This window comes from Dolomitihabitans soli (genome assembly GCF_022213955.1).
In the GTDB taxonomy this organism is placed as follows: domain Bacteria; phylum Actinomycetota; class Actinomycetes; order Streptosporangiales; family Streptosporangiaceae; genus Streptosporangium_A; species Streptosporangium_A soli.
In genome coordinates this window covers 12,071-29,278 of record NZ_JAKNTW010000035.1, presented here as the reverse complement: position 1 = coordinate 29,278, position 17,208 = coordinate 12,071, and the positions used below count along the sequence as shown (strand labels likewise).

Below are 17,208 nucleotides of genomic sequence, written 5' to 3'. Positions count from 1 at the left end.
CGTAGCATGCCGGGCATGACGACCACCCCGGATCGCAACCGCGCACAACTTCCCGGTATCTCGTCCCGTGCCTACGAACACCCTGCAGACCGGTCCGCCCTGGTCGCGCTTCGTTCGCTCAGCGGGTTCGACACCGTGCTCAAGCAGATGTCAGGACTGATCAGTGAGCGCCGGCTGCGCCTGATCTACCTCGCCTCGGCCGTGCGCACCAGCGAAACCCAGTTCCGCGCCCTCTACGACATGGGCCGCGACGCCGCCTACATCCTCGACCTGCGCAGGATCCCGGAAATCTACGTCCAGCAGGACCCCAGGGTCAACGCCATGGCGATCGGCTTCGACGACCCCTTCATCGTCGTCACGACGGGGCTGCTCGACCTGATGGACGAGGAGGAGCAGCGTTTCGTCATCGGGCACGAGACCGCGCACATCCTCTCCGGGCACGCCGTCTACCGGACGATGCTCGACATCCTGACCCGGCTCGCGACCCGGGTCGCCTGGATCCCGCTCGGCTACATCGGCCTGCGCGCGATCGTCGCCGGCCTCGAGGAGTGGTACCGCAAGTCCGAGCTCTCCGCCGACCGTGGCGGTCTGCTCTGCGGCCAGGACCCCGACGCCGCGCTGCGCGCCCTGATGAAGCTCGCCGGCGGCTCGCGCCTGCACGAGATGAACATCGAGGCGTTCCTCGACCAGGCCCGCGAGTACGACACGGCCGGCGACGTCCGTGACGGCTTCCTCAAGGTCCTCAACCTGCTGGGCACCACCCATCCCTTCGCGGTCGTCCGCGTCGCCGAGCTCGACCGCTGGCGTCGTGGCGGCGACTACGAGACGATCATCGGCGGCGACTACCCGCGCCGCGCCGACGACGCCAACGCGAAGATCAGCGAGGAGGTCAAGGCGGCCGCCAACTCCTACCGCGAGTCGTGGTCACAGTCTCAGGACCCGTTCATCGGCGTCCTGCGTGATGTGGCGGAAGGCGCCGTCCACGCCGGCGAGCGCATCTTCAACCGCTTCTCCCGCCGGGACGGCAGCTAGGCTCCCTCACACGCGCGCTCGGCGTCCAGAGGACCGGACGCCGGCCTGAGCAGGACCGAGGCAGGCGCGTCACAGCAGGAGGGCGATGGCCCGCACGGCCGCCGCGCACAGCGCCACGAAGCCGCCCAGTACGGCCAGCGCCCGCAGCCCCTCCTTGCGGAGTTCCGGGATCTCGGGACTGACGTGCTCGACCTCGCGGCCGACGATGCCGCCGCAGACGACACTGAAGACGACCCCGGCGACCGTGACGGGGACCGGCTTGTCCCACCACGTGGGGCCGAGGTCCCCCGCGGCGGTCGCCCAGAGCGCGGCGCCCGCCGCCGCGGCGGCGGGCACACCCGGCCACACCACGGCGCTCAGGGCCGAGACCGTGAAGGTCAGCGGGAAGGCGAGCAACCGGAGGCACAGTCGCATCCGGGGTGACTTCCGGTTCTTCACCAGCCAGTGACCGCCCCACAACGCCCTCGCCAGCACCACGAACCCCGCGGTGATGGCGAAGGTGGCGAGCGGCCAGATCACCGACGCGATCACACACGGCACCGCCAGCACGGCCAGTACCACCAGGGCCACGGTCCCGGCGGGCAGCGGCCCCGACGACGTGCCCGCCTCCGCCCGGCGCGTGCGTTTCCGCCCGCCCGCCGCCCGGGCGGGAGCGGCGGCCCGCGGCTTCCGGGACGCGCGGACCTTCCCGTCGCGGCCCTTCGCCTCCGGGGCGGGCACGCGGCTCTTGACGTCCGAGGCGGACGCGCGGCTCTTGACGTCCGAGGCGGACGCGCGGCTCTTGACCTCCTGGGCCGACGCGCGGGCCTTGGGGTCCGGGGTGGACGCGCGGGCCTTGGCGTCCGGGGTGGACGCGCGGGGCTTGGCGTCCGGAGCCGACGTGGAGCGGGCCTGGGCGTCGTGCGCGGGTGCCCGCCCCTTGCCGTCCTGGCCGGAGGAAGAGCGCCCGGCGGCCTCCTGAGCGGCCGAGGCGGACGTACGGCTCTTGCCGTCCGCGGAAGCCCGCCCCTTGCCGTCCACGGGCGGAGCGCCCGCCTGGGAGGTCTGGGGAGCGGGCGGAGACTGGGGGGCGGCCGGGTGGGGCCGGCTGCGGGAGGCCGCGGGATTTCGCGTCGCCGGGGGGACGGCGGGATCCGCTTCGGCGAGGTCGTCGGAGACGGGAGCCGAGAGGGGGACGGAGTCCGGGGTGGTCCTCTGCTTCGCCTTGGCCCGGGCGGGCCGCAGCGGCGCCTGGTCCCCCGGCCGGGCGGGCCGCGACGTGGCGGGGTCCGTGGGCCGGGTCGGGCGGGTGGCGAGGTCGGGAGCGAGGGCGGGGCCGGAGGCGGCCGGATGCGCGGCCATGGCATGGGCGAGGCGGGTGATCCGGTCGGCGAGGACGACCGCCGTGGGTCGTTTGTCGGGGCTGCGGTTCAGGGCCGCCCTGACCAGCGGCAGCAGGGCGACGGGGACGCCGGTGAGGTCGGCCTGGCCGTTGAGGATCGCGTACATCTGCGCCTCCACGGTCCCGCGGCCGAAGGTGGGGCGACCGGTGGCGGCGAAGGCCACGGTGGCGGCCCAGGCGTGCACGTCGGCGGGCTCTCCCACCGGCTCCTCGGCGAACAGCTCGGGCGCCGCGTAACCGGGGGTGCCGAGGAAGGTGCCGGTCAAGGTGAGCCGGGTGGCGTCGGGGAGCTGGGCGATGCCGAAGTCGATCAGGATGGGCCCGTCGGCGCCCAGCAGCACGTTGGCGGGCTTGAGATCGCGGTGCACCACGCCGGCCGCGTGCACGATGGCCAGGGCGGTGGCGATCCGCTGCGCGAGGGTGATCAGGTCGGCCCGGCTCAGCGGGCCGCTCCGCCGTACGCGCTCAAGGAGGGTGTCGCCCTCGATGTGCTCCATCACGAGGTAGGGGCGGTCGCCGGCCAGGTCGGCGTCGATGACCCGGGCCACGTAGGGGCTCTCGACCCGGCGAAGCGCCCGGACCTCGCGTTCGAGGCGTAACCGGGCGTCGCTGTCCTCTTCCAGGGGGTCGCGGAGCATCTTCAGCGCGACTCGTTCACCGCGCCGGGTGCCGGCCAGATAGACCTCACCCATGCCGCCGCGACCGAGCCGTTCAAGGAGCGTGTACGGACCGACCCGGCCGAGCTTGCCCACGCCCCCTCCTCGCCCGGCGCCACCACAGGGGCCTCAACCCTAGTGGAGTGTCACTCCCATCACCGTACGGCGCGCCGAGCGTAGAAACTTCAACTTCTGGGTGGCGGCTCCTCGCCCGGGGGCTCCTGGCGATACGGCGGTTCCTCGCCCGGCGGCGGCTCCTGGCGATACGGCGGCTCGCCACCGGGCTCCCCGTCACGCGGCCGGCCCTCCTGTCCCGGCCAGTCCCCACCACCGGGCTCCCCTTCGCGTGGCCGGCCCTGCTCCGGCCAGCCCGCACCGCCGCGTTCCTCCGGGCCCGGCTGGCCCTCTCTGCCGTGCTTCGGCGCGCGCGTCGGCAACTCCTGGGTCGGTTCGGCCGAGCGCGGCCAGCCTTCCAGGGAGCCGGAGGCCGGCGAGGGCGGCGACTCGGGCCCTGCGGACGCCGACGACTCCGCGCCGCCGTACCATTCGCCCGAGGGCGCGGGGGCCACCTCGTGGGCGCGCTCCCTGCGGCGGCCGAACATCAGGTGGTCCAGGCTGAAGCGGCCCGCGCCGCCCGCGGCGAGGAGCAGGGCGGCGGAGCCGAGGCCGCCGACGAGCTCCCAGCCGCCCTCGTCCACGAACACCCCGTTGCGGCCGTGCACGAAGACGGCCGCGCCGACGCACACCAGGACGAGCGCCAGGCCGGCCAGCGGAGTCAGCAGGCCGAGAATGAGCAGCACCCCGCCCAGTAGTTCGGCGACCATCGTGAATCCGGCCGCAAGCTGCGGCAGGGGCACGCCCAGCTGGGTGAACCCGTTGCTGATCGGCCCCCACCCGATGCTCATCTTCTGCCAGCCGTGCGCGACGAAGATCACGCCCACGATCACCCGGGCGATCAGGGCGGCGATGTCGTACAGCGTCCGCCTCATGACCGGCGTCCCAGGAGGCTGTCGAGCCTGGCGTCAGGCTGAACCGAGGGATCGGGGCGGCCCCTGCGCCGCCAGTTGACGTGTCCCTGGCTTTCGAGCCACAACAGCAACCGGTCGGCGCCGAACAACACGACGGCGGCCGACGCGACCGCAGCGACAATCTCCATGACACCCAGTCATCAGTACGAACCGGGTGATTACACGGAGCGACACGCCCTGATGGGAGACCTATTATGCTCCTCTGAGATGTCCCTCACCGGTGTAAACCCATTTGGTGGAGGTGAGCTCGGGCAGCCCCATCGGGCCGCGGGCGTGCAGCTTCTGGGTGGAGATGCCGATCTCCGCGCCGAAGCCGAACTCGCCGCCGTCGGTGAACCGGGTGGACGCGTTGACCGCGACCGCCGCCGAGTCGACCAGGGAGACGAACCGCCGCGCGGCCTGCTGCGACCGGGTCACGATGGCGTCGGTGTGGCCGGAGCCGTACTTCCTGATGTGCGCGACGGCCGCCTCCAGCGAGTCGACCACGGCCGCCGCCAGGTCGAGCGAGAGATACTCGGCGTAGTAGTCGTCGTCGGTGGCGGGCTCGACGGCGCCGTGGGCGGCGTGGGCGGCCACCCGTGCGTCACCGTGCACAGTCACCCCGGCCTCCGACAGCGCCCGGAGGGCCTGCGGCAGGAACTCCGCGGCCACGTCGGCGTGGACCAGCACGGTCTCGGCCGCGTTGCACACCGAGGGCCGCTGCGTCTTGGCGTTCAGCAGGATCCGCACCGCGAGGGCAACGTCGGCGTCGGCGTCCACGTAGACGTGGCAGTTGCCGACCCCGGTCTCGATCACCGGCACCGTCGACTCCTCGACGACCGAGCTGATCAGCGACGCGCCGCCCCGCGGGATGAGCACGTCGACCAGCCCTCGGGCGCGCATCAGGTGCTTGACCGACTCGCGGGTGAGGCCGGGCACCAGTTGCACGGCTCCCGCCGGGACGTCGGTCGCGGCCAGCGTCTCCTGCATGATCTTCACCAGGGCGGCGTTCGAGGAGTAGGCGCTCGACGAGCCGCGCAGCAGCGTGGCGTTGCCGCTCTTGAGGCACAGCGCGGCGGCGTCGACGGTCACGTTGGGACGGCCCTCGTAGATGATGCCGACCACGCCGAGCGGCACCCTGAGCTGGCGCAGCTCCAGGCCGTTCGGCAGGGTGCTCCCCCGCACGACCTCGCCGACCGGATCCGGTAGATCGGCCACCTGGCGCACGGCCTGGGCGATGGTCTCGATCCGCCCGCTGTCGAGGCTGAGCCGGTCGATCATCGCCTCCGGGGTGCCGGACTCGCGGGCTTTGGCCACATCCGCGGCGTTCGCCGTGACGATCTCGGCCGACCTGGCCACCAGGGCGTCGGCGATGGCACGGAGCGCGGCGTCCTTGGGCGCCCGCGGCAGCGGCGCCAGCTCGGCGGCGGCCTCCTTGGCCGCCGTGGCCACCTTCAGGAAGTCCTCAGACATGCCGTTACTCCAGGGATTAGTGGGTGGTCTCCAGTATGACGATGTCGTCGCGGTGGATCAGCTCACGCTCGTACTCGGGGCCGAGGGAGGTGGCGAGCTCCCTGGTGGACCGGCCGAGCAGCTCCGGGATCTCCACCGCGTCGAAGTTGACCAGGCCGCGTGCCACCACCCGGCCGAGCGGCCCGCACAGATCGACCGGGTCGCCGGCGGCGAACTCGCCCTCGACCGCGGTGACCCCGGCGGGCAGCAGCGACTTGCGCCTGCCGACCACGGCCTCGACCGCCCCCCGGTCGAGGTGCAGCCTGCCGCGCCCGGTGGCGGCGTGCGCCAGCCAGAGCAGCCGGATGCCCGGGTGGCGGCCGTCCGGGTGGAAGTAGGTGCCGACGTCGGCGCCCAGCAGCGCCTGCGCGGCGTGCGCGGCCCCGGTGAGCAGGACGGGCACGCCCGCCCCGGTGGCGATCTTGGCGGCCTGCACCTTCGTCACCATTCCACCGGTGCCGACCCGGCCCGACCCGCCCACTTCCACGCCGACGAGGTCCTGCGGGCCGCGCACGTCGGCCAGCCGCCGGGCTCCCGGCCTGCGCGGGTCGCCGTCGTAGAGCGCGTCGACGTCGGAGAGCAACAGCAGCGCGTCGGCGTGGACCAGGTGGGTGACCAGCGCCGCGAGCCGGTCGTTGTCGCCGAAGCGGATCTCGTCGGTGGCGACGGTGTCGTTCTCGTTCACCACCGGCATGATGTCGAGGTCGAGCAGCCGGTTGAGGGTCCGCTGGGCGTTGCGATGGTGCGAGCGGCGCATCATGTCATCGGCGGTGAGCAGCACCTGGCCGACCCGCAGGCCGTACCGCGCGAAGGAGGAGGTGTAGCGAGCGATGAGGACGCCCTGCCCCACCGACGCCGCGGCCTGCTGGGTGGCGAGGTCACGGGGACGGGCGGGCAGGCCGAGCGGGCCGAGGCCGGCGGCGATCGCGCCGGAGGAGACCAGCACGATCTGCGTGCCGGCCGCCCTCCTTTTGGCCAGCACGTCGGCGAGGGCGTCGACCCGGTCCACGTCGATCATGCCCTGCGGCGTCGTCAGCGAAGAGGACCCCACCTTGACCACGATGCGTGCCGCCGTGCGTATCCGCTCCCGCTCGGAGCCTGTCACGAATCCCCCGTTCAGAGCCTGTTGCCATAGCCGGTTGCCAGAGCCTGTAGTCAGAGCCTGTTGTCGGTGCCACGCGGACCCGTGCGGGCCACGTCGCCGAGCGTCGGCTGCCAGTCGAAGACGTAGCCGTCGTCCATCGAGCCGATGACCACCACGGCTCCGGCGGTCGCGCCCGCCTTGAGGAGCGCATCCTCGATGCCGAGCCGCTCCAGCCGGTCGGCGAGGTAACCGACTGCCTCGTCGTTGGTGAAGTCGGTCTGCCGGATCCACCGCTCGGGCTTCTCACCGGTGACCTGGTAGGTGTTCTCACCCGCCTGCCGTACGGCGAAGCCCGCGGCGCCGAGCTGCTTGGGCCGGATGACCAGCCGGGTCGGCTCCTCGATCGGGGCGGCGGCGCGGGCGGCGGCGACCATCTCGCCCATCGCGAAGGACAGCTCGCGGAGCCCTTCGTGGCTGGCGGCGGAGATCGTGAAGACCCGCAGGCCGCGCTCCTGGAGCATGGGACGCACCAGGTCGGCCAGCTCGCGGGCGTCGGGCACGTCGACCTTGTTGAGGACCACCAGGCGCGGCCGGTCCTCCAGCCTGCCGTACGCCTTCAGCTCGGCCTCGATCACGTCGAGGTCGGAGAGCGGGTCGCGGTCCGGCTCCATGGTGGCGCAGTCGAGCACGTGCACGATGGTCGAGCAGCGCTCGACGTGGCGGAGGAACTCGTGGCCGAGGCCCTTGCCCTCGGAGGCGCCGGGGATGAGGCCGGGCACGTCGGCGACGGTGAAGATGGTGTCGCCCGCGGTGACCACGCCGAGGTTCGGGATGAGCGTGGTGAACGGGTAGTCGGCGATCTTCGGGCGGGCCGCGCTGAGCGCGGCGACCAGGGAGGACTTGCCCGCGTTGGGGAATCCGACGAGCGCCACGTCGGCGACCGTCTTCAGCTCCAGCGTGATCTCCAGCTCGCCGCCGGGCTCGCCGAGCAGCGCGAAGCCCGGCGCCTTGCGCTTGCTGGAGGCGAGGGCGGCGTTGCCGAGGCCGCCGAAGCCGCCCTCGACCACGACGTAGCGGGTGCCCGCGCCGATGAGGTCGACCAGGACCTCGCCGGTCGCGGAGTCCTTCACCACGGTGCCGTTGGGGATGGCGAGCACGATGTCGCCGCCGTTGGCGCCGTCGCGGTTGGAGCCCTCGCCCTGCTTGCCGTTGGCGGCCTTGCGGTGCGGGCGGTGGTGGTAGTCGAGCAGCGTGGCGGTGTTCGGGTCGACTTCCAGGATGACGTTGCCGCCCCTGCCTCCGTTCCCGCCGTCGGGGCCGCCCAGGGGCTTGTACTTCTCCCTGTGGACGGAGGCGCAGCCGTTACCGCCGTCACCCGCTTTGACGTGCAGTACGACTTGGTCCACGAACTCGGCCATGAGCCTCCCCCTTCGATAACGAGAACAGGGGTGGACCGCACGAAGGCGATCCACCCCTGTCCCAAGAACGTCTAGCGGCGCGGATCTACTCCGCGGCCGGGACGATGCTCACGGCACGACGGCCGCGCTTGACGCCGAACTGCACGTTGCCCGCGACGAGCGCGAACAGCGTGTCGTCGCCACCACGGCCGACGTTGTCGCCAGGGTGGAAGTGGGTGCCACGCTGCCGGACGATGATCTCGCCGGCGTTGACCAGCTGACCGCCGAAGCGCTTGACGCCCAGGCGCTGGGCGTTGGAGTCACGGCCGTTCCGAGTGGACGACGCGCCCTTCTTGTGTGCCATCTCGCAATACTCCCGAACTCAGGCCTGGTCGATGCCGGTGATCTTCACCTGGGTGTACCGCTGGCGGTGACCCTGGCGCTTCTTGTAACCCGACTTGTTCTTGTACTTAAGAATGCGGATCTTCGGGCCCTTGGTCTCGCCGAGAATCTCGGCGCTGACCGTGAACCTGCCGGCCTGCGTGGTCACGTCGCCCTCGTTGACGACGAGCACCGTCGGCAGCGACACCGTGGAACCGACCTCGCCGGCGAACTTGTCCACCTCGAGGACGTCACCGACGGAGACCTTCTGCTGCCTGCCGCCGCAACGAACGATCGCGTACACCGCGGAACCCTTCTTCTGCTTCTTGCTCGCTGGATGCTGCGCCCCGCATCCGGCTACCGTCACTGGAATTAATCGACGAACCGGGTAGGCGCGCGAACAGGGCACGTCACCGGACGCACCGATTGACTAGGATACCGGATTACGGGTGCCCTGGTCGAACCGGACGGATCGTCGACCGTCGGCCGCTAGTCGGCCGACTTGGCTCGGCGGGAGCGTCTCCGCCCCTTGCCTGAGGTCTGAATTGCTTGGTCGTCCTCATCGTGGACGTCGTCAAGCGCATCGGTCACGGTATCACGTCCGGCTTGATCTCCGGCCGCGACCGCGGAACCGTCACCGTTCTTGGAGAGCTTCTCGGCGACCGACTTCTCGATCGCCATCTTGCTCTGGGTGCCCCGCGGCTCCGCCTTGCCCTCGACGGGCTCAGTGGCCACGTGCAGGCCTCTGCCGTTGCAGCACTCACACGTGGTCGTGAACGCCTCCAGGAGGCCCTGTCCGACCCGCTTACGGGTCATCTGCACCAAACCGAGCGAAGTGACCTCGGCCACCTGGTGCTTGGTCCTGTCGCGCGCCAGGCATTCGAGCAGCCGGCGCAGCACGAGATCGCGGTTGCTCTCCAGCACCATGTCGATGAAGTCGATGACGATGATGCCGCCGATGTCCCGCAGCCGGAGCTGGCGGACGATCTCCTCGGCCGCCTCCAGGTTGTTGCGGGTGACCGTCTCCTCCAGGTTGCCGCCCTGTCCGGTGAACTTGCCGGTGTTCACGTCGACGACGGTCATCGCCTCGGTCCGGTCGATCACCAGGGAGCCGCCGCTGGGCAGCCACACCTTGCGCTCCAGGCCCTTGGCGATCTGCTCGTCGATGCGGTAGGCGGCGAAGACGTCGACGCCCTCCTCCCACTTGGTGAGGCGGTCGGCGAGATGCGGCGCGACGTAGCGGACGTACTCGTCCACGGTGTCCCACATGTCGCCCGCCACGACCAGCGACGAGAAGTCCTCGTTGAACACGTCGCGGACGACCCGGATCGTCAGGTCGGGCTCGGAGTAGAGCAGCTCGGGCGGGCTGGCCGACTTGGCCTTGCGCCGGATGTTCTCCCACTGCGCCGACAGCCGCGACACGTCGCGGGCGAGCTCCTCCTCCGAGGCGCCCTCCGCGGCGGTGCGGACGATCACGCCCGCGTTCTCCGGCATGACCTTCTTCAGGATGCTCTTGAGGCGGGTGCGCTCCTTGTCGGGGAGCTTGCGCGAGATGCCGGTCATCGAGCCGTCGGGCACGTAGACCAGGTAGCGGCCGGGCAGCGAGACCTGGCTCGTCAGGCGGGCGCCCTTGTGACCCATCGGGTCCTTGGTGACCTGCACCAGCACCGACTGGCCCGACTTGAGCGCCGCCTCGATGCGCTTGGGCTGACCCTCCAGCCCGGCGGTGTCGAAGTTCACCTCGCCGGCGTACAGCACCGCGTTGCGGCCCTTGCCGACGTCGACGAAGGCGGCCTCCATCGAGGGCAGCACGTTCTGCACCTTGCCGAGGTAGACGTTGCCGACGTAGGACTGGCTGGCCTCACGGTCAACGTAGTGCTCGACGAGCACTCCGTCCTCCATCACGGCGATCTGGGTACGGCCCGCGTTGCGGCGCACCACCATCAGCCGCTCGACCGACTCGCGGCGGGCCAGGAACTCCGACTCCGTGATGATCGGCGGACGCCTGCGGCCCAGCTCACGGCCCTCACGGCGGCGCTGCTTCTTCGCCTCCAGGCGGGTCGAGCCGCGGACGCTCTGCACCTCGTCGACCGAGGTGCTCGTGCCGCCCCGCCCGGCCCGCGGCGCGCGGATGCGCACGACCGTGTTCGGCGGGTCGTCGGCGGTCTCGACGCCGCCGTCGTCACCGCCGCGCCTGCGCCGCCTGCGCCGCCTGCGCGAACCCGAGGACTCCTCCTCGGCGCCCGAATCGGCCTCGGCCTGATCGGGGGCCGCGGCCGAGTCGTCCTCGTCCTCGCCCTGCTCGTCGCCCTCGTCGCGTTCCCGGGACTTGCCCCGGCCCCGGCCGCCACGCCTGCGGCGCCTGCGCCTGCCGGCGCTGTCGTCGCTCTCGTTGTCGCCGTCGACGTCGCCGTCGTTGTCCTCGTCGTCCTCGTCCGCGGTGTCGGCCTGCTCGGCCTGCGCCGGCTGCTCGCGGGGCGGCTCCTCCTCGCGGGCCGGCTGGATCGGCCGCGGCGGCTCCGCCGTACGCGGCTCGGGGGCCTGGAACAGCGGTGTGAAGACCGCGGCCGGCGACTGGAAGCTCGTCGAGGGGGCGGAGCGCATCAGCTCGTGCGCGGTCAGTCCGAACGGATCGGCAAGCAGTCCGCGGCGGCCGTCCTGGGGCTCCTCGTCGAGGTCCTCCCCCGCGGGCTCGTCGTCGAGGGGCTCCTCCTCGGGCAGCGCGAACTGCAGGGCGGAGTCCACCTCGTCCTCGGCCGCGCTGGGCGCGGCAGGCGCCTCCTCGGCCTTCTTCCGGGTACGGCGGCGCTTGGGCGCCTCCTCGGCGGTCGAATCCGCCTGGGCACGCGTCTTCCTGACCCGGGTCGCCCGGACCGGGGCCTCTTCAGCCGGACCGGCTTCGGCCGGGGCCTCTTCGACGGGGGCCGTCTCGGGGACGGCCGCCGTCTCGGCGGGGGCGGTCTCCTGGACCTGTTCCCGCGTGGGCTCCTGGACCTGCTCCTGGGCCGGTTCGTCCGTCTCGGCCTTCTTGGCGCGGCTTCGCCTGGTGGTGGTCGCCGTGGAGGCGGTCTTGCGCCGGGTGGCCGTCTTCTTGGGAGCGGCCGGCTCGGTCGCGGGCGTGTCGGCAGCGCCGTCGATCAGCCCGGCGGCCCGCTCGGCCTCCTCCGGCGGCGGACCCGCGGGGCGGCTGGCGGCACGGCGCCTGATAGTCGTCGGCTGCTGTTCTGTTGTGCCATCGCCGGGGCCTGTAGCCCCGCCGGTGGGCTCGTTGTCGAGCATGCGGGCGTTCTCCCGTCAGCTTCCGGGCGCGTCGCCGCGCCGCACGGAAGCTCTCGTCTCAGTTGTCCGCCGGTTCTCCGTGGAGAGCCGGCGCCAAGTCCTATAGGTCGCCGACAACGTGGTCCGCTGAACCCGGGTCGCCGCCGCGCGTAGCGTCGCGGTCAAGGTCGAACGGGTCGGCGGGTTCGCCGGTACTCTCGTCAAGCGGTCCCTGCGCCAGCCTGGTCACCTCGGGGGGCACCGGCGGCGCGAAGTCGGCCACAAGTCGAAGAGCCGTTAGAACGTCGTCGGGTCGAACGGCAGGAACTGCGTGCCGTACAACCATGCGAAGTATGACACATGACGGTCCCGGCTTCTGACCTGCGGTTCTCGTTGTCCCCTCGGATACCGCCAGCGTCAGCACCGCGGCACGTGCGTCGAAGCGGCGCAGACCCTTCTTGGTCATGCGCTCGACCTCCACACGATCGGCGGCGAGGAACTTCTCCACCGCCACCGTGGCGAGCCCGGTTTCCGCACCGGGCAGCCGCAGCTCCCACGCGGAGCACTCCAGCCGGTCGGCCAGCCCACCGGTGCGCGCCACCACCACATCGACCACGTCGAGGCCGGGCGGCAGTGAGCCGTCCAGGTCGGCGCGGAGCCGTTCGGGGTCGCACGGCGAGGTCAGACCGATCTCAAGGTATTCGGCCTCGCTCGCGACGCCGGTCGGCGCAGCGCCCGCGTAGGAGATCTTCGGGTGGGGTGAGAAGCCCGCGCTGAATGCCACCGGAACGTCCGCACGACGGACCGCACGCTCGACGGCCCGTGAGATGTCACGGTGGCTGGTGAAGCGCAGACGACCGCGCTTGGCGTAGCGCACGCGAAGGCGCTGCACCACGGGCGCGGGCGGAGGCCCATCGGGAACAGGTTTCAGTGTGCTGTCGTCCTTCCTCATAGAAACGCTTTTCACCCAGGATACGGCCAGTATCTGGAGCGCTGGTCAGACGACGGTGAGCGGGAGCAGTTTCTTGCCCGTGGGACCGATCTGGATCTCGGTGCCCATCGTGGGACAGACGCCGCAGTCGTAGCAGGGAGTCCAGCGGCAGTCTTCCACTTCGACGTCGTTGACGGCGTCCTGCCAGTCCTGCCAGAGCCACTCGCGGTCGAGGCCGGCGTCGAGGTGGTCCCAGGGCAGGACCTCCTTCTCCTCGCGCTCGCGCGTGGTGTACCAGTCGACGTCGATCCCGGCCTCGGCGGCGCAGCGCAGCCAGCGTTCGAAGGAGAAGTGCTCGCTCCAGCCGTCGAAGCGGCCGCCGTCGGCCCACACGGCCAGGATGGCCGCGCCGACCCGGCGGTCGCCGCGGGAGAGCAGGCCCTCCACGATCGAGGGTTTCCCGTCGTGGTAGCGGAAACCGATGGCCTTGCCGTACTCCCTGTCGCCGCGGAGCGCCATCTTCAAGGCGTGCAGGCGACGGTCGACGGTCTCGTCGTCGCACTGGGCGGCCCACTGGAACGGGGTGTGCGGTTTGGGCACGAACCCGCCGATGGAGACGGTGCACCGGATGTCGCGGGAACCGGTGACCTCACGGCCGGCCTTGATGACCTTCTTGGCGAGGTCGGCGATGCCCAGCACGTCCTCGTCGGTCTCGGTGGGCAGGCCGCACATGAAGTAGAGCTTCACCTGCCGCCAGCCCTGGCCGTAAGCGGCGGTGACGGTCCGGATGAGATCTTCCTCGGTGACCATCTTGTTGATCACCTTGCGCATCCGCTCGGAACCCCCCTCGGGGGCGAAGGTGAGGCCGGAGCGGCGGCCGTTGCGCGAGAACTCGTTGGCCAGGTCGATGTTGAAGGCGTCGACCCTGGTGGACGGCAACGACAGGCCGGTCTGCGTGCCCTCGTACCGGTCGGCCAGGCCCTTGGCCACCTCGGCGATCTCGGAGTGGTCGGCGGACGACAGCGAGAGCAGGCCGACCTCGCTGAAACCGGACTCCTTCAGCCCCACCTCGACCATGTCGCCGATGGTGGAGATCGACCGCTCCCGGACCGGACGGGTGATCATGCCCGCCTGGCAGAACCGGCAGCCGCGGGTGCAGCCGCGGAAGATCTCCACGCTGAACCGCTCGTGCACCGTCTCGGCCAGCGGGACCAGCGGCTTCTTGGGATAGGGCCACTCGTCCAGATCCATCACGGTGTGCTTGTTGACGCGCCACGGCACGCCCGGCCGGTTGGGCGCAACCCGCTTGATCCGGCCGTCGGCGTGGTATTCCACGTCGTAGAACTTCGGGACGTAGACGCCGCCGGAGCCGGCCAGGCGCATCAGCACCTCGTTGCGCCCGCCGGGCGACCCCTCCGACTTCCACTCCCTGATCACCTCGCTGATCGCGATGGCGATCTGCTCGCCGTCGCCCAGCACGGCCGCGTCGAGGAAGTCGGCGATCGGCTCGGGGTTGAACGCCGCGTGCCCGCCGGCCAGCACGATCGGGTCGTCGTCGCCCCGCTCGTCCGCCCGCAGCGGGATGCCCGCCAGGTCGAGCGCGGTCAGCATGTTGGTGTAGCCGAGCTCGGTCGCGAAGGACAGGCCGAGCACGTCGAACGCCCTGACCGGCCGGTGACCGTCCACGGTGAACTGCGGCAGGCCCTCGGACCGCATGAGCGCCTCAAGGTCGGGCCACACCGCGTAGGTGCGCTCGGCCAGGGTCTCCGGCATCTCGTTGAGGATCTCGTAGAGGATCTGGACGCCCTGGTTGGGCAGCCCCACCTCGTAGGCGTCCGGATACATCAGCGCCCACCGGACCGTGGCCTCGTCCCAGTCCTTGACGGTCGAGTTCAGCTCACCCCCGACATACTGGATCGGCTTCTGCACCTTCGGGAGCAGCGCTTCCAGGCGGGGAAACAGAGACTCGACAGACATGCTCACAGGGTATCGGCTAGAACGGATGCCACGGGCGGTCATCCCCAGCGCGAAGCGACGCGAGCCGGTGGCCCAGTTCCTCGCGGGCCCGCGCGTCCCGGTGCCCGTTGCGCAGCACGGCGGTGAGAGTCCGCAGCTCACGCATGTCGCGCAGCACCGGGTATCCCTCCCAGTCACGCGCGTCGTAGCCGTACATCTCGCAGAACGCCGTCCGCTGCTCCTCCGCCACCCCGAACCTGGCCCCCTGCAACGTCGGGATCAGGTCGATCTCACGCGGCCCTGCGCTCACCGAGTCCCAGTCGCACAACAGCAGCCGCCCACCGGCCCGGATCAGATTCCCCCGGTGCGCGTCCCCGTGGATCAGCCCGTACGGCAGGCCGAACCGCAGCCGCTCGTAGTAGGTCTCCGCGAGCACGGAGCAACGATCGAGCAACCAGTCCCGATCCGCGTCGCCGAGCACCCGGCTGGCCTCGACGGCCCCGCGCACCGGCCCGAACGGGTCGTACACCGGCAGCTCGAACGGGACCGGCGGCAGATCGTGCAGCCGCCGGAGCAGCGGGCCGAGCACCGCCGGATCATGGATGACGCCCTCGTCGTCGTCCTCGTGGTGCCAGAACGTCACGAGGAACCCCTCGGCGGCGACCGGTTGCCGGACGTCGAGCGGCCTGGTCGCCGGATACTCGTGCTCGGCGAGCCAGCGGGTGACCCGTAGCGAGGCGACCAGCCGCTCGTGCTTGCCCGTCGCGCTCGCCTCGGCCAGCCGTACGACGACGGCCTCGGCGGGCAGGTGGTAGACGGTGCTGGCGAAGCTGCGCAGCAGCCTGGCGCCGGTCGTGTCCAGGCCTTCGCGTGCGCAGACCTCCTCCAGTGCGTGCATGGCACGGGTGAGGAGCGCGTCCCCGGCGGCGATCGTCATCGCGCGTTCCCCTCGGTGAGCTCGGGGGCGGCCTGGGGCAGCCCGACTGCGCAGAAACTCTCGATCCGGCGTGCCGTGCGCTCGCCGCCCGGATGGTCCGCCAGCAGCGCGCGGCCGGTGCCGAGGGTGACCGCCAGACTGCTGATCCGGCGTTCGGGGGGCAGCGCGAGCAGCGGGGCGACCGCGTGGTCGGCGCCCTCCGGATCGCCCTCCATGAGATGGGCGATCACCAGATGGGCACGGGCCATCGACTCGCACCCGTAGGAACGGTTCTGCTCGTCGTCGGCGGCGTAGAGGGCGAGCGAGGAGCGGCCCTCCTCGATGGCGCGGGGGGCGTCGCCGAGGTGCAGCCGGGTGACGGAGGCGTAGTAGCGGTGTTTGGCGGGCAGGAAGGCGAACTCGCCGGCCATCTCGTCGTGCAGTTCGTCGCCTTCGCCCTCGGCCCGGGCGTCGTCGGCGCGCGCCAGCGCCTCCACCGCCTCCGCGCCTCTGCCGAGCATCGCGCTCGCCCGCGCCCTGATCATGTGGAGCCGGGCGCCGCCCGCGCCGCGCGACAGGTGGGTGAGGCCGTCCTCCGCGTAGCCGGCGGCATCGTGGAAGCGCTTGTCCCACAGCGCCACCGACGCCTGCATGCCGCGTGCCCAGCCCATCATCGCGTTGTGCCCGGCGACCCGGCCGTACGTCCACGCCGCCCTGGCCAGGGTGTCGGCCGGGACCCGGCGGCCGAGGTCCATGCTGACGTTGGCCATCAGCCCGCACAGGGCGCCGGTGAGGAAGTAGAGTTCGCCGGCCTGCCCCGGGTGGATCCGCCGGTCCAGCGCCCTGCGGGTGCGCTCCTGCAACGCGCGCATCTCCACGAACAGCGGCAGCGGCGACTCCCAGACGTATCTCCTGGAGACCCAGACCACCTCGGCGCGCAACCGCTCCAGCGCGCTCGCGCCCAGTTCGCTGGCCTCGGCCCGCTCGGCGTGCTCGCCCGCCTCGTCGGCGGCCACCGCGATCGGATCGGGGGCGGGCCCGGTGGTCCGCAGGTGCTCGGGAGAGTAGTCACGGGCGAAGCCGAGCTGGACCGGGCCGGTCTCGAACAGCCGGCACAGCAGGTCGGTGTACTCCCGGTCGGGCCGCGCGCCCGCCTCCCACTCACGCCAGGACCGCTCGGTCAGCCCTCTGCGCCTGGCCCCCGCACGGTCGCACATCGCGTGGAACCGCTCGATCGCCTCCTCCACGGTCCAGCCGTGCGCCAGCCGGAAGCACTTGAACCTCGACGCCTGCGGGCAGCAGGCGTGCACCTCCTCGGCGATGCGATGGACCACCTCGATCGACGGCGGCGCCCCCCGCAGGTCGGCCAGGGCTCGATCGCGGATGATCGTCGCACAGGTCAGCACGGAGCGCTCGCCCGCACGAGAGGTCATCGACTCTCCTTCTGGAAGGGCACGATGGCTCCGCCGCTGGTCAGCTGAGCGAGGAAGAGCTGCCCGCACAGGCTGCTCGGGGTGTCGGCGAACCAGACCTGGGGGGGATCGCCCGCCGCGGCCGCCGCCCAGCGGCCACCGCCGTACACGATCCGGTAGTCGGGGAAGGCCGCCCGCAGCAGCTCCAACGCCCGGCTTCGTAGCGCGGCCTCCTGGCCCTCCTTGAGGAGAGTCGGTCGATCAGCCATCACGACTCCTCGGTCA

The 17,208-nt window shown here is 71.5% G+C and carries 15 protein-coding genes; 1 reads left to right on the top strand and 14 read right to left on the bottom strand.

Annotated elements, in window-relative coordinates; translation table 11 throughout:
• The first annotated feature begins 6 nt into the window (after positions 1-6).
• Entirely contained in the window at positions 7-1,032 is a 1,026-nt protein-coding gene (locus MBA17_RS41625) for a M48 family metallopeptidase (RefSeq protein ID WP_455432957.1), read from the top strand.
• A 69-nt stretch (positions 1,033-1,101) separates the two neighbouring features.
• On the opposite strand, the gene MBA17_RS41620 is transcribed toward MBA17_RS41625, so the two are convergent.
• The 14 genes from MBA17_RS41620 to MBA17_RS41555 form a co-directional block, all read right to left on the bottom strand.
• Complete coding sequence (locus MBA17_RS41620) at positions 1,102-3,165, bottom strand: serine/threonine-protein kinase (RefSeq protein WP_238503413.1); 2,064 nt, start codon at positions 3,163-3,165, stop codon at positions 1,102-1,104.
• A gap of 89 nt (positions 3,166-3,254) precedes the next feature.
• Entirely contained in the window at positions 3,255-4,058 is an 804-nt protein-coding gene (locus tag MBA17_RS41615) for a DoxX family protein (protein WP_238503411.1), read from the bottom strand.
• A complete protein-coding gene (locus MBA17_RS41610; RefSeq protein WP_238503409.1) occupies positions 4,055-4,225 on the bottom strand; it encodes a hypothetical protein in 171 nt (56 codons plus the stop codon). Before MBA17_RS41610 ends, MBA17_RS41615 begins: the two co-directional genes overlap by 4 nt.
• 64 nt (positions 4,226-4,289) lie before the next feature.
• Entirely contained in the window at positions 4,290-5,549 is a 1,260-nt protein-coding gene (locus MBA17_RS41605; protein ID WP_238503407.1) for a glutamate-5-semialdehyde dehydrogenase, read from the bottom strand.
• A 16-nt stretch (positions 5,550-5,565) separates the two neighbouring features.
• Positions 5,566-6,693, bottom strand: a complete 1,128-nt coding sequence (gene proB / locus MBA17_RS41600) for a glutamate 5-kinase (protein ID WP_455432956.1) — start codon at positions 6,691-6,693, stop codon at positions 5,566-5,568.
• A 50-nt stretch (positions 6,694-6,743) separates the two neighbouring features.
• Complete coding sequence (obgE, locus tag MBA17_RS41595; protein WP_238503406.1) at positions 6,744-8,090, bottom strand: GTPase ObgE; 1,347 nt, start codon at positions 8,088-8,090, stop codon at positions 6,744-6,746.
• 85 nt (positions 8,091-8,175) lie between these two features.
• A complete protein-coding gene (rpmA, locus tag MBA17_RS41590) occupies positions 8,176-8,433 on the bottom strand; it encodes a 50S ribosomal protein L27 (RefSeq protein ID WP_238503405.1) in 258 nt (85 codons plus the stop codon).
• An 18-nt stretch (positions 8,434-8,451) separates the two neighbouring features.
• Positions 8,452-8,754, bottom strand: coding sequence for a 50S ribosomal protein L21 (gene rplU, locus MBA17_RS41585; protein WP_238503517.1), 303 nt, complete (start codon positions 8,752-8,754; stop codon positions 8,452-8,454).
• Between the two features lie 185 nt (positions 8,755-8,939).
• Complete coding sequence (locus tag MBA17_RS41580) at positions 8,940-11,729, bottom strand: Rne/Rng family ribonuclease (protein WP_238503404.1); 2,790 nt, start codon at positions 11,727-11,729, stop codon at positions 8,940-8,942.
• A 100-nt stretch (positions 11,730-11,829) separates the two neighbouring features.
• Positions 11,830-12,660 (bottom strand): TIGR03936 family radical SAM-associated protein, encoded by an 831-nt coding sequence (locus tag MBA17_RS41575; protein WP_238503403.1) that lies wholly within the window; start codon positions 12,658-12,660, stop codon positions 11,830-11,832.
• A 45-nt stretch (positions 12,661-12,705) separates the two neighbouring features.
• Positions 12,706-14,616, bottom strand: a complete 1,911-nt coding sequence (locus tag MBA17_RS41570) for a TIGR03960 family B12-binding radical SAM protein (RefSeq protein ID WP_238503402.1) — start codon at positions 14,614-14,616, stop codon at positions 12,706-12,708.
• Between the two features lie 16 nt (positions 14,617-14,632).
• On the bottom strand, positions 14,633-15,532 hold the full coding sequence (locus MBA17_RS41565) for a phosphotransferase family protein (RefSeq protein ID WP_238503401.1): 900 nt from the start codon (positions 15,530-15,532) through the stop codon (positions 14,633-14,635).
• Positions 15,529-16,944, bottom strand: coding sequence for an NsdA family TPR-like regulatory protein (locus tag MBA17_RS41560; protein WP_238503400.1), 1,416 nt, complete (start codon positions 16,942-16,944; stop codon positions 15,529-15,531). The genes MBA17_RS41565 and MBA17_RS41560 overlap by 4 nt, the downstream gene beginning before the upstream one ends.
• On the bottom strand, positions 16,941-17,192 hold the full coding sequence (locus MBA17_RS41555; RefSeq protein ID WP_238503399.1) for a hypothetical protein: 252 nt from the start codon (positions 17,190-17,192) through the stop codon (positions 16,941-16,943). Before MBA17_RS41555 ends, MBA17_RS41560 begins: the two co-directional genes overlap by 4 nt.
• Positions 17,193-17,208: the final 16 nt, after the last annotated feature.

Excerpts from the sequence above, each read along its gene's own strand:
- MBA17_RS41555 (WP_238503399.1), bottom strand. The coding sequence starts at position 17,192 with ATGGCTGATCGACCGACTCTCCTCAAGGAGGGCCAGGAGGCCGCGCTA.
- MBA17_RS41625 (WP_455432957.1), top strand. The coding sequence starts at position 7 with ATGCCGGGCATGACGACCACCCCGGATCGCAACCGCGCACAACTTCCC.
- MBA17_RS41565 (WP_238503401.1), bottom strand. The coding sequence starts at position 15,532 with ATGACGATCGCCGCCGGGGACGCGCTCCTCACCCGTGCCATGCACGCA.
- MBA17_RS41570 (WP_238503402.1), bottom strand. The coding sequence starts at position 14,616 with ATGTCTGTCGAGTCTCTGTTTCCCCGCCTGGAAGCGCTGCTCCCGAAG.
- MBA17_RS41605 (WP_238503407.1), bottom strand. The coding sequence starts at position 5,549 with ATGTCTGAGGACTTCCTGAAGGTGGCCACGGCGGCCAAGGAGGCCGCC.
- rpmA (WP_238503405.1), bottom strand. The coding sequence starts at position 8,433 with ATGGCACACAAGAAGGGCGCGTCGTCCACTCGGAACGGCCGTGACTCC.
- MBA17_RS41580 (WP_238503404.1), bottom strand. The coding sequence starts at position 11,729 with ATGCTCGACAACGAGCCCACCGGCGGGGCTACAGGCCCCGGCGATGGC.
- MBA17_RS41610 (WP_238503409.1), bottom strand. The coding sequence starts at position 4,225 with ATGGAGATTGTCGCTGCGGTCGCGTCGGCCGCCGTCGTGTTGTTCGGC.
- MBA17_RS41575 (WP_238503403.1), bottom strand. The coding sequence starts at position 12,660 with ATGAGGAAGGACGACAGCACACTGAAACCTGTTCCCGATGGGCCTCCG.
- obgE (WP_238503406.1), bottom strand. The coding sequence starts at position 8,090 with ATGGCCGAGTTCGTGGACCAAGTCGTACTGCACGTCAAAGCGGGTGAC.
- MBA17_RS41560 (WP_238503400.1), bottom strand. The coding sequence starts at position 16,944 with ATGACCTCTCGTGCGGGCGAGCGCTCCGTGCTGACCTGTGCGACGATC.
- MBA17_RS41615 (WP_238503411.1), bottom strand. The coding sequence starts at position 4,058 with ATGAGGCGGACGCTGTACGACATCGCCGCCCTGATCGCCCGGGTGATC.